Consider the following 14186-nt stretch of genomic DNA (forward strand, 5'->3'; position numbering starts at 1 on the left):
CTGCCGCGGCATGGTCAGGTTCCGCGGCCGCCAGCCGGATCTGCGTTTCGGTCGTCCATATCAACGAGGCACAACTTAGTGGCCGCGGTGACTTGACTGAACATCGCGAAATTTGTGCCGGGCGTCTTCCGTCACAGCCTGGGGGATCCTCCGGCTGGACTTTCACTGTCCCACACTCCAACGCGCCCCGGTCCATTCTGGAGGAGGCGCAGGTGCTCGTGGATCATTGCCACTGCTGTTGAGCCTTCACCGGCGGCGGCCGTTACGCGCTTCACCGATCCATGCCGAACATCGCCTGCCGCGAACATCCCGGGAACGCTGGTTTCCAGGGGCAGTCGTCTGCGTCCCAGATGGCTGAACTCAGGAGGAAGATCCTCGAGGTCAGCCCCGGTGAGCACAAAGCCGTGATCATCCAGGGCGACGGTACCCTGCAGCCATTCTGTGTGCGGCGTGGCACCGATGAAAATGAAGAGGTATCGGGAGTCGAAGATGCGTTGTTCGCCTGTGTCTCGCAGATCGACGATGATCCGTTCGAGGGCGCCTGAACCGTCTACGCCCACGATGTTGGCCCCCAGCAGTACCTCTATGCCCGCGTGCTCTTTGATCCGTTCCGCGAGGTATCTCGACATGTCCGCGAGGAGGTCCGCCCCGCGGACCACCAGGCGCACTGGTGATCCCGTGCCAGCCAGGAAAAGCGCGGCCTGTCCCGCGGAGTTTCCACCGCCGACGACGGTCACTGGCTGCAATCCGCAGAGCCTGGCTTCATGGACTGTGGCGGCGTAGAAGACACTGATTCCCTCGAACTCCTCCAGCCCGGGGACCGGCAGCCGACGGTAGCGCACCCCGGTTGCTAGCAGCGCGGCCCGTGAGGATGCAGGGCCGCTCTCGTTGAACTCGGCGCGGAACTCGCCGTCCCTCAACTCGATGGTGCGTGCCCGGCAGGCGACGTTGATCTGGACTCTGAACTTGCGGGCCTGAAGGATCGCGCTTTCAGTGAGTTCCCCGCCGGAGATTCCGGCGGGAAAGCCGAGAAAGTTCTCGATCCGCGGCGACGTGCCGGCCTGCCCACCTAAACCGAATTCTTCCTTGAGGACGACCGACAACCCGTCGGATGCTGCGTAGACGGCGGCCGCCAGGCCGGCCGGACCGGCCCCGATCACCATGAGATCGTACGTGGCTGAATGCTCTTTCACTGCCCGCAGGCCCATGGCGAGGGCCAGTTCTGCGTTGGATGGGTTTCTGAGGATCTGCGAAGCGTTGAGCACCACTGCGGGCAGGTCACTTTCGAGGATCCCGGCCCGGTCCAGGATGGCCTGCGCCTGCTCGTCATCCTCCAGATCGACCAGCCGGTGAGGCAAGCGGTTGGCGGCTGAAAATTCCAGAAGGCGAAGGGTGTCACGGCTGAAGCGGGATCCAACGATGCGGATGCCCGCGCCTGCGCTGATCAGCAGGAGTCGGCGCTGAAGATATGCCCGCAGGACGGTCTCGCCCACCGCGGCGTCCGTCAGAACCACACGGCGCAGATCGTCCCCGCTGACCTGGAGCACTTCACACGCCTCGGCGGACACAGTGCTGACAAAGGCAGGCTGCCCCTCGACCAGGCCCAATTCCCCGAGGAACCGTCCCGGACCGTGAACTTCGAGGATCCGCGTGCCGGGGCCCAGCTCAGCAGTCTGTCTGCTACCGGCGTCATGCAGCCCCTCCACGACCACTACCGTGCCCTGCAGTATGACGAAGAAGTCACTGTCGAAGTCTCCCTCCTGTATGAGGACTTCGCCGGCGGAGGTAGCCCGGCTGGTGCCGGCACGGCCCAACAACTCGATCTGGGCTTGGCCAAGCCGTGGATAGGCGCCGGAGACATCCGGCGTTTCGATCAGCGTCGAGTCTGCGATAGGTTCCATCAGTTGGTTGCCCCCGCCAATACCCTAGACAAATGCCTCATGGGGATAGCACCAGCGCCAGTCCTCGCCGGGCTCTAAGGAACGAACGATTGGATGCGACTCGGTGGCGTGGGCTCGGGCGTGCCGCATGGGGGAGGAATCACAACACCCGACATGGCCGCAGGAGAGACACAAACGCAAATGAACCCACGGAGTGCCCAAAGCCAGACACTCCTCGCAGCCCTGCGGCGTGCGTACCCGCACCGGACGAATCTGCGCGAGATGCGGATCAGGAATTCCAGGAATCATGTTGGCTCCTATGGCGGTCCGGCCATGAAGCCGGCCTCGCCGCGACAGGCGGCATTAGGGGTTGCGTCGGAACTGACCGGCGGCATGGGCACCATCATGGGGCGGGGCGATTGGGTGCACGGGTTAAAGCACATTAGTAGACCCGGCTCATTGGCCTGTCAAGTGCTGCATCCGGGAAATCCGCGTCGAGCAGGGAAGCGACGACGGCGGGACCCTTCCGCCGTCGTCGTGCCTTGTGTACGGGAATTGCACCTGTGGACCCTTGTCCTGGCAGGTCAATTCACTGGAGCATATTTGACCCTGGAGGGTCATGCCGTCGCTCCCCTCAAGGGGGCAGACTCAACCCTATAAGGCCCCACGACAACGCCCTTGAGCCTGGTGGCCCAGCAGGACAAGGCGTGCGTCATGCGGTGCAACCTCGGGCGGACGTCGCCACAGGACCGGTCGCGCCCTCTAGGACCGGAGTGAGTCATGGCCAAAGCAGTAGGAATTGATCTCGGAACAACCAACTCGGTGATCGCCGTCTGGGAAGGCGGAGAAGCCCGCGTCATACCCAACGCGGAAGGCGCCCGGACCACTCCGTCCGTTGTGGCTTACACGGACACCGGGGAACGGCTTGTGGGGCAACTGGCCCGCCGGCAGGCGATTCTCAACCCCAAGGGGACCATTACGTCGGCCAAGCGGTTTATCGGCCGACACTATGACGAGATCACGGATGAGGCCAAGGCTGTGAGTTTCGACGTCGTAGGGGACGACAACGGCGTGGCGCGTTTTCAAGTTCAGGGAAAGAAAGTCGCGCCCGAAGAGGTGAGTGCGCTCGTTCTCCGCAAGCTGGTGGACGACGCCGCGAAGCAGCTGGGCGAAAAGGTGACGGAGGCCGTCATTACGGTGCCCGCGTACTTTAACGACGCACAGCGAACCGCGACCAAGGACGCGGGCAGGATTGCCGGGCTGGAAGTCCTGCGCATCATCAACGAACCAACTGCAGCGGCCCTGGCCTACGGCATAGACAAACGCCAGCACGAGACGGTGTTGGTTTTCGACCTTGGCGGCGGAACTTTTGATGTGAGTTTGTTGGACGTGGGGGACGGGGTTGTGGAGGTCCGCTCCACGGCGGGTGACACGCACCTCGGCGGAGACGATTTTGACCGCCGGCTTGTCGATTACTTGGCTGACGACTTCCAGAAGGAGGCGGGCATCGACCTCCGGTCGGACCCCCAGGCGTTGCAACGCCTGTTCGAGGCGGCCGAGAAAGCGAAGGTCGAGCTGAGTTCTGTGACCCAGACCCAAGTCAACCTTCCCTTTATCACTGCCGACGCCACGGGACCCAAGCATCTGACGACCACCGTTCGGCGCTCCGTTTTTGAAGACATCACCCACGACCTGGTGGAACGCACCATGGGTCCGGTCAAGCAGGCGATGACGGACGCCAAGGTTACCGCCAACGACATCGATGAAGTGATTTTGGTCGGCGGCTCCACCCGCATTCCCGCGGTACAGAACGTCGTTCGGCGTCTGACCGGCGGCAAAGATCCCAACATGAGCGTCAATCCAGACGAAGTCGTGGCTATCGGTGCGGCGATCCAGGCCGGTGTGCTCAAGGGAGAGGTCTCGGACGTCCTGCTGCTCGACGTTGTGCCGCTTTCCCTGGGTGTGGAAACTCGCGGCGGCGTGATGACAAAGATTATCGAGCGCAACACGACCATCCCCGCAAGGCGCAGCGAAGTGTTCTCCACCGCCGATGACAACCAGCCCGCCGTTGACGTGGTGGTCCTGCAGGGGGAGCGGGAACTGGCGGCGGACAATCGGGTGCTGGGCCGGTTCCAGCTGAGCGATATCCGGCCAGCGCCCCGCGGAGAACCGCAGGTCGAGGTCACGTTCGACGTGGACGCAAACGGCATTCTGAACGTCACCGCTCGCGACAAGGACACGGGTAAGGAACAGGGCATCACCATCAGCGAAGGCTCCAACCTCGACGCCAAGGAAGTCGAGCGCATGATTGCCGAGGCTGAGTCCCACCGAAGCGAGGACGTGCAGAACCGGGAGCGGATTGACACCCTCAACGAACTCGATGCGGTGGCCTACCGCGTTGAGCGGGCCGTCAATGAGCTTGGTAGCGCAGTCCCGGTGCATGACAAGGCCCGCGCGGAACTTCTGGTTGGCCAGGCGCGCGACGCCGTCAGCAACCAGGCGGACGTTGGCGCCGCGAGGGAACTGATTTCCGAGCTTCAGCAGCTGCAGTCGGCGCTGAGCGCCTCGGCTGCCAACGCGGCCACCGCAGGGGCGGGCCAGGGATCCGCATCTGGGCCCGGAGCGTCCGAGGACGCAAATGACGATGACATCGTCGATGCAGAATTCGATCGGGGCTAGGAACGGCCATGAGCGACCCGGCAGGGCCGGCTGGACGGGCCCAACCAGGAAGTGACGAGGCAGCGGCCGCCGCACCCGATGAAAGGGAAACCGAAGCGGCGGCACAGGCGGACGAGCTGGCCAAAATGGAGGATCTGTGGCGCCGTGCGCTGGCTGACGCGGATAACGTCCGAAAGCGCGCCGCCCGGGACGGCGCCCAGCTAAGGGCACAGGAACGCGCAGCGGTCTCTTTGGCGTGGCTCCCCGTCCTGGACAACCTGGAACTGGCCTTGGCTCACGCCCCGTCTGCGGGGGATCCGCTCGTCGATGGAATAGCCGCTATCCGATCCCAGGCCATCGACACCCTGGCCCGTCTGGGCTACCCGCGGATCGACGCCGAGAACGTCCCCTTCGACCCGCGGATTCACGAGGTGGTCAGTGTGTCGGAAACGGACGAAGCTCCCCCCGGGACTGTGCTGACCGTTCTGCGCCCGGGCTACGGCGGCACGGACACCGTTCTCAGGCCAGCCGCCGTCGTTGTGAGCCGGGCGGTGAACGCTGACCGTGGCTAAGGACCCATATGCCGTTCTCGGCGTCTCCCGGACGGCGGACGCCGACGAGATCCAGCGCGCTTACCGCAAGCTGGCGCGAAAACATCATCCGGACGTCAGCCGCGATCCGGACGCCGCTGACCGGTTCAAGGAAATCGGCGAGGCCTACAGCACTCTTTCGGATGCCGAGACGAAGGCGCGCTATGACCGCTTCGGCGCCGATTTCCGGCAGCACGCCGGCAGCGGTGCCGGTCCGGCTGGAGGCACTCCGCGATGGGGGTCCGGCGGCCCTCGGCCAGGTCCGCGGCCGGGGCGCGGCGTGTACGGCGACGTCGGTGTCAATAGCGGTGGCGACGTCGATTGGGAGGACCTGCTCGGTGGCTGGTTCCGACAGCAGGGAGCAGGCCAGGCCCAGGGGGCGGACCACGAAGCTGAGCTTCGGCTGACCCTCGAAGAAGCGATCCGTGGCGGACGGCGCACGGTCCGCCTGACCCAGCCGGGTGGCGAAACCCGGAACTATGACGTTGACGTGCCCGCCGGGGTGCTGGACGGTCAGCGCATCCGCCTCGCGGGGGAGGGCGCCGAGGGCCGCGACGGGGGTCCCCCCGGGGACCTCTTCCTGACCGTACGCATCCAGCCGGACCCCCGATACCGGCTCAAGGGCCGGGACATTCACTTCGACCTTCCCGTCACGCCGTCGGAAGCCGCTCTCGGGGCCAAGATCAAGGTCAACGCGCCAGCGGGCCCGGTCGCCATCACCGTACCCGAGGGGTCTTCCAGCGGGCGCAGACTTCGGCTTCGCGGGCAGGGCCTGCCCGATCCGAAGGGCCAGGCGGGGAACCTCTACGCGGAAATCCGCGTCATGGTGCCGCCGCGGCTGAGCAGTCAGGTGCGCAAGCTATACGAGGAGCTTGCCGCTGTGTCCGACTTTCACCCGAGGGAGGGGCTTCTATGAGCCGAGAATATCCGCTCGCCTACCCGTGGCGCCTGAACCTCGAGGCGGTGGCCCGGAGCAGCGGCGTCCACCCCGACGTCGTCATGCGGTTCGTAGATCTGGATCTGATCCGGCCGCTGGGCGATGCGCCGGGCGGGCCCTGGTTCAGTCCGCGGGCCCCGGAACTCATAGCGCGCGTCATGAGGCTCCATTCGGAGCTGTCGCTGAACTACGCGGCAATCCCGTTGGTACTCGATCTGCTGGTGCGGGTTGACTCGCTGGAACGACGACTGGTTGAAATCACCCAGGTGGAAGGGACTGCTTCACGATGAACATGGAGAGTTTGACGCAAAAGTCGCAGGAGGCGTTGGCAGAGGCTCAACGGATAGCCCAACGCAATGGGCACACTGAGACCGACGGCGAACACCTGCTGCTGGCCCTGCTGGAGCAGGAAAGTGGCCTTGTCCCGCGCCTGCTCGTGGGCATGCAGGTGGATGTGGATGAGTTGCGGGGTGCCGTCGAAGCCGAGCTGCGGCGCAAGCCAAAAGTCACGGGCCCGGGAGCGGCACCGGGCCAGGTGTATGTGAGCCGCAGGCTGGGCGCGCTCTTGGACGCCGCGGAACGTGAAGCCAAGCGGCTCAAAGACGAGTATGTCTCGGTGGAGCACCTGCTGGTGGCCTTGGCAGAGGAGGGACGGTCCACTGCGGCCGGAAGGGTGCTGGCTGATCACCGGGTCACCCGTGAATCATTCCTGTCGGTCCTGACCCAGGTGCGCGGAAATCAGCGCGTCACCTCGGCAACACCGGAGCAGACCTACGAGGCGCTGGAGAAGTACGGCCGCGACCTGGTGGCGGACGCCCGCACTGGAAAGCTGGATCCGGTCATTGGCCGCGACTCGGAAATCCGGCGGGTCGTCCAGATACTTTCACGCAAGACCAAAAACAATCCGGTGCTGATCGGCGAGCCTGGAGTCGGCAAGACCGCCATCGTGGAGGGACTGGCCCAGCGGATCGTCCGGCAGGATGTGCCGGAAGGGCTGAAGAACAAGACCATCTTCTCGCTCGACATGAGCTCGCTCGTGGCCGGTGCCAAATACCGCGGCGAGTTCGAGGAGCGGCTGAAAGCGGTGCTGGCCGAGGTGCTGGCGGCAGAAGGCAGGATCCTGCTCTTCGTAGACGAGCTGCACACCGTCGTCGGGGCAGGCGCGTCCGAGGGGTCGATGGACGCCGGGAACATGTTGAAGCCAATGCTGGCCCGCGGGGAGCTGCACATGATCGGCGCCACCACCCTCGACGAATACCGCAAACACATTGAGTCGGATGCAGCGTTGGAACGCCGATTCCAGCCGGTCCTGGTTGAGGAACCCGACGTCGAGGACGCCATTTCCATTCTTCGCGGCCTGCGGGAGCGGCTTGAGGTCTTCCACGGCGTGCGGATCCAGGACAGTGCTCTGGTGGCTGCGGCCACCCTTTCCCACCGGTACATCACTGACCGGTTCCTTCCGGACAAGGCCATTGACCTCGTGGATGAGGCGTGCGCCCGGCTGCGGACGGAAATTGATTCGATGCCAGCGGAACTGGATGAGCTCACGCGGAAGGTCACGCGGCTCGAAATAGAAGAGGCGGCACTCTCCAAGGAGACCGATCCGGCCAGCAAGACCCGGCTCGAGGAGCTGAGGCGGGAATTGGCAGACCTGCGCGCCGAGGCCGACGCGAAGAGGGCCCAATGGGAAGCCGAGCGCCAGGCGATCCACAAACTGCAGGAAATCCGCAGTGAGCTGGAGCGGGTGCGGCAGGAGGCTGAGGAAGCCGAGCGGAACTACGACCTCAACCGGGCGGCGGAGCTACGCTATGGCAGACTTGCCGACCTCGAACGGCGGCTGGCCGCCGAGGAGGAACGGCTGACCGCGAAACAGGGTGAAAAACGCCTGCTCCGCGAGGTGGTGACGGACGACGAGATCGCCGACATCGTCGCGGCCTGGACAGGCATACCGGTCGCACGGCTGAAGCAGGGCGAACGTGAGAAAGTCCTGCACCTGGACGAAATCCTGCGCGCCCGCGTCGTGGGGCAGGAAGAAGCGATTAGTGCTGTGTCGGACGCCATCATCCGCGCACGCTCCGGTATCCGGGATCCCCGCCGGCCCATCGGCTCCTTCATCTTCCTCGGCCCGACCGGCGTAGGGAAGACCGAGCTTGCAAAGGCTCTGGCCGCGGCGCTCTTCGACAGCGAGAACGCCATGATCCGGCTGGATATGAGCGAGTACCAGGAGCGCCACACCGTGAGCCGCCTGCTGGGGGCGCCTCCTGGCTACATCGGTTACGACGAAGGAGGACAACTCACTGAAGCGGTACGCCGGAAGACGTACTCGGTGGTGCTGTTCGATGAGGTGGAAAAGGCCCATCCGGACATTTTCAACACCTTGCTGCAGGTGCTCGACGACGGACGGATTACGGACTCGCAGGGCCGAACCATCGATTTCCGCAATACCGTCATCATCATGACCTCCAATATCGGCTCCCAGTATCTTCTGGAGGGTTCGGCCGAAGGCGGGGCGATCACCGAGGAGGCGCGCAGCATGGTGATGGGCGAGCTCCGGGCGCATTTCCGCCCCGAGTTCCTCAACCGCGTGGACGATACGGTCCTGTTCGCACCCCTGGGGCTGCCGCAAATCGAGCGCATCGTTGATCTGCAGTTCCAACAGCTGCGGCAGCGGCTGGCCGAGCAGCAAATAGAGCTGCACCTGACCGAGGAGGCGCGCCTTCTGATAGCTGAACGCGGCTTCGATCCGGTCTACGGAGCCCGCCCCCTCCGCCGTTACATTTCCCATGTGGTGGAAACGCAAGTGGGCCGGGCCCTGCTGCGTGGCAGCATCGCGGAAGGTGGAGTGGTCACGGTGACCGCATCCGGAGGGGAATTAGTGGTTGACTACAGCATGATGGAGCTGGAAGAGGCCGGAACGGCATGAACAAGGCCATCATCAAGTGTCCCCATTGCGGCAAATCCAACCGCGTTCCGGCTGTCGCCGACGGCAGGCCACGCTGCGGAAGTTGCCACCGGGAGCTTCCCTGGGTGGTGGAAGCGGGCGACGATGACTTCGGCGAGATCGCCGAACGGTCGGCCGTTCCGGTACTGGTGGACTTTTGGGCGGTGTGGTGCGGACCCTGCCGGATGGTGAGCCCCGTGCTGGACCAGTTGGCACACGAACGCGCGGGGCAGATCAAACTTGTGAAGGTCGATGTGGACCACTCGCCGCAGCTCTCCGCCAGATTTGCCATTCAGGCAGTGCCAACGTTGCTGGTCATCGTCGACGGCAAAGTCGTCGCGAGGCAGGCCGGCGCAGCTCCCGCGCCGGTGCTGAGGACCTGGTTGGAGGGGGCACTCACGAAGTAGCTCAAGGACAGCGGACGACGGCGGGCGGACCTCAGCCGACGCCCCGCGGCCAACCCGTACACCAGGCGCAATATCGTGCACTGCGATAGTCAGTGGCGCTAATTGGGCTGGAGCGAAGAGGATAGCGAGGCGCCGCGACAGGAGTCGACGAGGTTTGGCACGCCACCGAAGGAGGCCAGGGTCCGAGCGGTCTCCACGAACTCGCGTGCCAGCTCGTCATTGACGTCAGTGCGCCATGCAATCGACAGCGGAGAGGGCGGGACGTCTCTGACCGGGATGAAAGACAGCCCCGGCCGGTCATAGAAACGCTGGGTGGAGGCTTGGGTGAACGCAATTCCCCGCTCACCCATGATGGCTTCGAAACACTCGTCGACGGTGGCTACTTGAGTGCCCAGACGGACCGGCTGCCCGCCGCGGGCCTGGGTTGCGAGCCAGAAATCCCGCCATTTATCCGGAGCCTTGCGGGCGACGAAGGGCTCATCAACGACCTGTTCCACCGAGACCTCAGACAGCCCGGCAAAGCGGGAACTGCTGGCAACTACGAGGACCCGCGGTTCAATGAACAGTGTCTCCATGGCGAGCCAGTCAGCCGCCGGCAGCGGAGGCCGCACAAATGCCACGTCAGCGCTTCCGTCGGCTAGCCCGGCGGTAGGGTCTGCGAAATCGAAGGACCTCATCTGGACGTGGATTTCCGGATGGTTGTTCTTGAACGCGGCAAGGATCCGCGGCGTCAGTTCAGCAGCCGCGTTGGCCTGAAAGCCCACTATCAGGGTGCCCCTCACACCGCTGGCAGCCTCCCGGGTCAACGAAACGGCGCGCTGCGCAGCGGATATGAGGCGTTTTGCTTCACCCAGCAGGACATCCCCCGCGTTGGTCAGGGAGACGCTGCGGCTGGTCCGGATCAGCAGGGGAGTGCCCAGAGAGTGTTCAAGCTTCCGTATTTGGACACTGAGGGATGGCTGGGCGATGTGAAGCCGGGCAGCGGCTCGCCCGAAATGCAGCTCTTCCGCAACGGCGACGAAGTACTGCAGGACGCGCAGGTCAAGCTGTGGCTGCTGCATCGTTCAACTCTAAGCTCCGACACAATCGGGGTCCAATAGTTTCGGGCTATCGGTGGATAGGGGACAGGTATTGGACCGTTCGGGGCAACGGAGGCTGCAATGGAAACAGCGAAGGGTTGCCAACGGAGACAGCCGCAAAGGCACTCCGGAAACCCCGCTTTCGAGGCTCGGGCAGAGAAGCCCGACCCTCCGCGAGACCAATGAGAGGAACAACGAAATGACGGTCGCAACACGTGCCCCTTCTGTAGAATCCTGGGTTCAGAGCTTCACCGAGGCCAACAACCAGGACCCGGAGATTCAGGCCCACGGCAAGTACTTCACCTGCTCCTACCTGCTGGACATGGAGGCGCACACCTTTGTTGTCCGGGTGGTGTCGGGCACCATCGCCCAGATTTCCGTGGACCCGGGGCCCATCGAGGTGCCCTACCAGTTCGCCATCCGGGCCAGCGCCCACACTTGGGGTGAATTCGGCAAGCCCGTCCCGGCTCCCATGTACCACGGCATCTGGGCCGCCACTTTCCAGCGCGACATGAAGCTGGAGGGCGACGTCCTGGTCCTGATGCAGAACCTGCGCTGCATCACCCGCCAGATCGAACTGCTGCGCTCCACCGGCGCACCCGTCTAGACCATAGGAGTTCCTGACATGAGCAAAATTTCCCCCGTCACCGGCCACTACGTCACCGTCGACGTGGACGGCCTCGAATACAAGGTTTTCTACCTCGAAAACGGCCAGGGCCAGCCTCTGGTCTGCCAGCACACCGCAGGAGCCCACAACCACCAATGGCGCGGCCTGCTGGAGGACCCGGAGATCACCGCCAACTACCGCGTCATCGCCTACGACCTGCCCCGCCACGGCAAATCAGACCCGCCGGAAAACACCGAGTGGTGGACCGAGGAGTACCAGCTCAGCGCGGACCACTACGCCAACTTCATCGTCGCCCTCGTCGATGCTCTGGAACTGGTTGACCCCATCTTCATGGGGTCCTCGTTCGGCGGCAACATAGCGCTGCAGCTCGCGCACCGCTTCCCGGAGAGGTTCGACGCCGTCATCCCCGTGGAGGGAGCGGACTACTCACCGGGGTTCTACCTCGACTGGTGGCAGCACCCCCACGCCAACGCCGCGCAGGTGTGCGGCAGCGGCACCTGGGACCTCATGGCCCCGCAATCGCCTGAGGCGGACCGCTGGAAAACGTGGTTCTACTACACCCAGGGTTCCGAGGCGTTCAAGGGTGACCTGTACTTCTACTCGGTGGACCACGATCTGCGCGGCAAACTCGGCGAAATCCAGACCGATAAATGCGCGGTAGTCCTGATGACCGGCGAGTACGACTACCTCACCACCCCTGAAGACGGAGCCCGAACCGCCAGCCAGATCCCGGATGCCGAGTTCATCGAGATGAAGGCTATCGGGCACTTTCCAATGAGCGAGAACTACCCGGTCTTCAAGGGATACCTCGTTCAGGCTCTGGACCTGATCCGCGTCAAGACAAGCGTCCGAGCCTAGCGGGCTCTCACCTAAGGCGTCGGTGCCGACCCAAGAGGGTCGGCACCGGCCCTGCCACCTCAATGGTGGAAAAACACAGAAGATCTATCGTCCTCATGTCCAGCCTCTGAAAGGTCGGACCGCACCAAAACTGCAGAAGGTCGGGCTGCACGCCGCAACGACTTCCTTCAAACCCTTGGAGATAGAACGATGTCAATAAACGCCCAGTCTGAAGCCGCGCTGCTGGCCTCGGTCCCGACGGGCCTGCTGATCAACGGCGAGTGGCGTCCGGCCGCGTCCGGGAAGACCTTCGACGTCGAGGATCCCGCGACCGGGAAGGTCCTGCTCAGCATTGCCGACGCCGGTCCCGAAGACGGCAAGGCGGCCCTGGACGCGGCCGCTGCCGCGCAGGAGTCCTGGGCCAAGGTCCCGGCCCGGGAACGCGGGGAGATCCTGCGCCGCGCCTTCGAGCTGGTCACCGAACGGGCCGAGGACTTCGCGCTCCTGATGACCCTGGAGATGGGCAAACCGCTGGCCGAGGCCCGCGGCGAGGTCACCTACGGCGCCGAGTTCCTGCGCTGGTTCTCGGAAGAGGCCGTCCGCGCGTTCGGCCGCTACTCGGTTTCCCCGGACGGGAAGTCCCGGCTGCTGGTGACCAAGAAGCCGGTGGGCCCGTGCCTTTTGATCACGCCGTGGAACTTCCCGCTGGCGATGGCCACCCGCAAGATCGCCCCCGCCGTCGCCGCGGGCTGCACGATGGTGCTCAAGTCCGCGAACCTGACCCCACTGACCTCCCAGCTGTTCGCCGCCGTGATGGTCGAGGCCGGCCTGCCCGCCGGTGTCCTGAACGTCATCCCGACCTCCACGGCCGGCGCCACCACGGGCCCGCTGATCAAGGATCAGCGCCTGCGCAAGCTGTCCTTCACCGGTTCCACCGAGGTCGGCCGCCGGCTGCTCGCGGACGCGTCCGAGACGGTGCTGCGGACCTCGATGGAACTCGGCGGGAACGCCCCGTTCGTCGTCTTCGGGGACGCCGACATCGACGCCGCCGTCGCCGGGGCGATGCTGGCGAAGCTGCGGAACATGGGCGAGGCCTGCACCGCGGCGAACCGGTTCATCGTCCACGAGTCCGTCGCCCAGGAGTTCGCGAAGAAGTTCGCCGCGAAGATGGCGGACATGACCACCGCCCGGGGCACCGAGGCCGAGTCCAAGGTCGGTCCGCTGATCGATGCGAAGAGCCGGGACAAGGTCCACGAGCTCGTCACCGACGCCGTGAGCGATGGCGCTGTCCTCATCATGGGCGGGGCGCCGGTGGACGGTCCGGGATACTTCTACGAACCCACCCTTCTCCTCGACGTGCGCGATGGCGCCCGGATCCTGTCCGAGGAGATCTTCGGCCCCGTCGCGCCGATCATCACGTTCGGCACCGAGGACGAGGCCGTCCGGCTGGCGAACAACACCGAGTACGGCCTGGTGGCCTACGTCTTCACCCGGGACCTGAACCGGGGCATCCGGATGGGCGAGCGCCTGGAAACCGGCATGCTCGGCCTGAACGCCGGCGTGGTCTCCAACGCTGCCGCCCCGTTCGGCGGTATCAAGCAGTCCGGCCTGGGCCGCGAAGGCGGACTCGAGGGCATCGAGGAATACCTCTACACCCAGTACATCGGCATCGCCGACCCCTACGCCGGCTAACCATCGAGTCACCCCCGCCAGCCGGTGCGGGGCCAAGCCTCCGACGGAGGCGTTTCAGCAAGCTAGCAAGGCCGCTCCCGCACGGGACGGGCTGTACGCTCCTTTGTGCACAGAATGGCCGATTTATCACGCACGTCTGCACGAAATCGACCTCTACCCCGTCGTCCCTCAACGTGGGCAGCCGTAAAATTTTGAATTCAGGCTGGACCCAGCATCTGCTGATTCTCATCGGCCACTTCCGGGCAACACCGTCCCGGATACGGAGAGCCTTCGAAACCACCCGGAATTGTTGGAACCTCACATCGAAGCCCTGATCCAACCGAGAGTGAGGCATGTCGACTGGATCCCGACGCACACAGAGAACAGGAACGGCGAATGATCATGATCACCGAGACCGGGCGTATTTATCGCGTCACGGGCGACAGTCCACATATCGTTGGCGCCGACCTGAATGCGGCGGTCGAGTTGGCCCAGCAACACCGCAGCCGAGTGTCACGACTTAACAACTGTGGACTGGAATGAAAGGAATTAAGGCTG

At 64.5% G+C, this 14186-nt stretch carries 13 protein-coding genes; 10 read left to right on the top strand and 3 right to left on the bottom strand.

All coding sequences use genetic code 11. From position 1 onward, the window contains the following. Positions 1-131: 131 nt before the first annotated feature. The gene (locus AC1DZQ_RS20070; protein ID WP_476965156.1) at positions 132-1901 is read right to left on the bottom strand and encodes an FAD-dependent oxidoreductase; all 1770 of its coding nucleotides are present in this window, start codon (positions 1899-1901) and stop codon (positions 132-134) included. Between the two features lie 24 nt (positions 1902-1925). Then, positions 1926-2189 (bottom strand): UBP-type zinc finger domain-containing protein, encoded by a 264-nt coding sequence (locus tag AC1DZQ_RS20075; protein WP_476965157.1) that lies wholly within the window; start codon positions 2187-2189, stop codon positions 1926-1928. 471 nt (positions 2190-2660) lie between these two features. Here AC1DZQ_RS20075 and dnaK point away from each other — a divergent pair, with 471 nt between their 5' ends. From dnaK to trxA, 6 genes are read left to right on the top strand one after another with little or no spacing between them, the layout of a single operon-like run. Continuing rightward, positions 2661-4559 carry a molecular chaperone DnaK gene (gene dnaK, locus AC1DZQ_RS20080; protein WP_476965158.1) on the top strand — a complete coding sequence of 633 codons (1899 nt, stop codon included), beginning with the start codon at positions 2661-2663 and terminating at the stop codon, positions 4557-4559. Positions 4560-4567: 8 nt separating this feature from the next. After that, the gene (locus AC1DZQ_RS20085; RefSeq protein ID WP_476965159.1) at positions 4568-5110 is read left to right on the top strand and encodes a nucleotide exchange factor GrpE; all 543 of its coding nucleotides are present in this window, start codon (positions 4568-4570) and stop codon (positions 5108-5110) included. Next, positions 5103-6044, top strand: coding sequence for a DnaJ C-terminal domain-containing protein (locus tag AC1DZQ_RS20090; RefSeq protein ID WP_476965160.1), 942 nt, complete (start codon positions 5103-5105; stop codon positions 6042-6044). The genes AC1DZQ_RS20085 and AC1DZQ_RS20090 overlap by 8 nt, the downstream gene beginning before the upstream one ends. Beyond that, the gene (locus AC1DZQ_RS20095) at positions 6041-6355 is read left to right on the top strand and encodes a chaperone modulator CbpM (RefSeq protein WP_079555685.1); all 315 of its coding nucleotides are present in this window, start codon (positions 6041-6043) and stop codon (positions 6353-6355) included. Before AC1DZQ_RS20090 ends, AC1DZQ_RS20095 begins: the two co-directional genes overlap by 4 nt. Then, positions 6352-8988, top strand: coding sequence for an ATP-dependent chaperone ClpB (gene clpB, locus AC1DZQ_RS20100; RefSeq protein ID WP_476965161.1), 2637 nt, complete (start codon positions 6352-6354; stop codon positions 8986-8988). The genes AC1DZQ_RS20095 and clpB overlap by 4 nt, the downstream gene beginning before the upstream one ends. Then, positions 8985-9413, top strand: coding sequence for a thioredoxin (gene trxA, locus AC1DZQ_RS20105; RefSeq protein ID WP_476965162.1), 429 nt, complete (start codon positions 8985-8987; stop codon positions 9411-9413). The genes clpB and trxA overlap by 4 nt, the downstream gene beginning before the upstream one ends. Positions 9414-9511: 98 nt before the next feature. Here the strand turns inward: trxA and AC1DZQ_RS20110 are convergent, their stop codons facing one another. Continuing rightward, positions 9512-10474 (bottom strand): LysR family transcriptional regulator, encoded by a 963-nt coding sequence (locus AC1DZQ_RS20110; protein WP_476965163.1) that lies wholly within the window; start codon positions 10472-10474, stop codon positions 9512-9514. A 217-nt stretch (positions 10475-10691) separates the two neighbouring features. On the opposite strand from AC1DZQ_RS20110, the gene AC1DZQ_RS20115 reads away from it, so the two are divergent. The 4 genes from AC1DZQ_RS20115 (at position 10692) to AC1DZQ_RS20130 (ending at position 14171) form a co-directional block, all read left to right on the top strand. Beyond that, complete coding sequence (locus tag AC1DZQ_RS20115) at positions 10692-11099, top strand: hypothetical protein (protein ID WP_091254755.1); 408 nt, start codon at positions 10692-10694, stop codon at positions 11097-11099. Positions 11100-11117: 18 nt separating this feature from the next. Continuing rightward, positions 11118-11978 (top strand): alpha/beta fold hydrolase, encoded by an 861-nt coding sequence (locus AC1DZQ_RS20120; RefSeq protein WP_476965164.1) that lies wholly within the window; start codon positions 11118-11120, stop codon positions 11976-11978. 189 nt (positions 11979-12167) lie between these two features. Then, positions 12168-13649: an NAD-dependent succinate-semialdehyde dehydrogenase gene (locus AC1DZQ_RS20125; RefSeq protein WP_476965165.1), complete on the top strand. Its 1482-nt coding sequence runs from the start codon at positions 12168-12170 to the stop codon at positions 13647-13649. A gap of 375 nt (positions 13650-14024) precedes the next feature. Beyond that, positions 14025-14171 (top strand): hypothetical protein, encoded by a 147-nt coding sequence (locus AC1DZQ_RS20130; RefSeq protein WP_476965166.1) that lies wholly within the window; start codon positions 14025-14027, stop codon positions 14169-14171. Positions 14172-14186 lie beyond the last annotated feature (15 nt).

Source organism: Arthrobacter sp. P1_C12_2 (assembly GCF_056406415.1).

Excerpts from the sequence above, each read along its gene's own strand:
- AC1DZQ_RS20070 (WP_476965156.1), bottom strand. The coding sequence starts at position 1,901 with ATGGAACCTATCGCAGACTCGACGCTGATCGAAACGCCGGATGTCTCC.
- AC1DZQ_RS20075 (WP_476965157.1), bottom strand. The coding sequence starts at position 2,189 with ATGATTCCTGGAATTCCTGATCCGCATCTCGCGCAGATTCGTCCGGTG.
- dnaK (WP_476965158.1), top strand. The coding sequence starts at position 2,661 with ATGGCCAAAGCAGTAGGAATTGATCTCGGAACAACCAACTCGGTGATC.
- AC1DZQ_RS20085 (WP_476965159.1), top strand. The coding sequence starts at position 4,568 with ATGAGCGACCCGGCAGGGCCGGCTGGACGGGCCCAACCAGGAAGTGAC.
- AC1DZQ_RS20095 (WP_079555685.1), top strand. The coding sequence starts at position 6,041 with ATGAGCCGAGAATATCCGCTCGCCTACCCGTGGCGCCTGAACCTCGAG.
- clpB (WP_476965161.1), top strand. The coding sequence starts at position 6,352 with ATGAACATGGAGAGTTTGACGCAAAAGTCGCAGGAGGCGTTGGCAGAG.
- trxA (WP_476965162.1), top strand. The coding sequence starts at position 8,985 with ATGAACAAGGCCATCATCAAGTGTCCCCATTGCGGCAAATCCAACCGC.
- AC1DZQ_RS20110 (WP_476965163.1), bottom strand. The coding sequence starts at position 10,474 with ATGCAGCAGCCACAGCTTGACCTGCGCGTCCTGCAGTACTTCGTCGCC.
- AC1DZQ_RS20115 (WP_091254755.1), top strand. The coding sequence starts at position 10,692 with ATGACGGTCGCAACACGTGCCCCTTCTGTAGAATCCTGGGTTCAGAGC.
- AC1DZQ_RS20120 (WP_476965164.1), top strand. The coding sequence starts at position 11,118 with ATGAGCAAAATTTCCCCCGTCACCGGCCACTACGTCACCGTCGACGTG.
- AC1DZQ_RS20125 (WP_476965165.1), top strand. The coding sequence starts at position 12,168 with ATGTCAATAAACGCCCAGTCTGAAGCCGCGCTGCTGGCCTCGGTCCCG.
- AC1DZQ_RS20130 (WP_476965166.1), top strand. The coding sequence starts at position 14,025 with ATGATCATGATCACCGAGACCGGGCGTATTTATCGCGTCACGGGCGAC.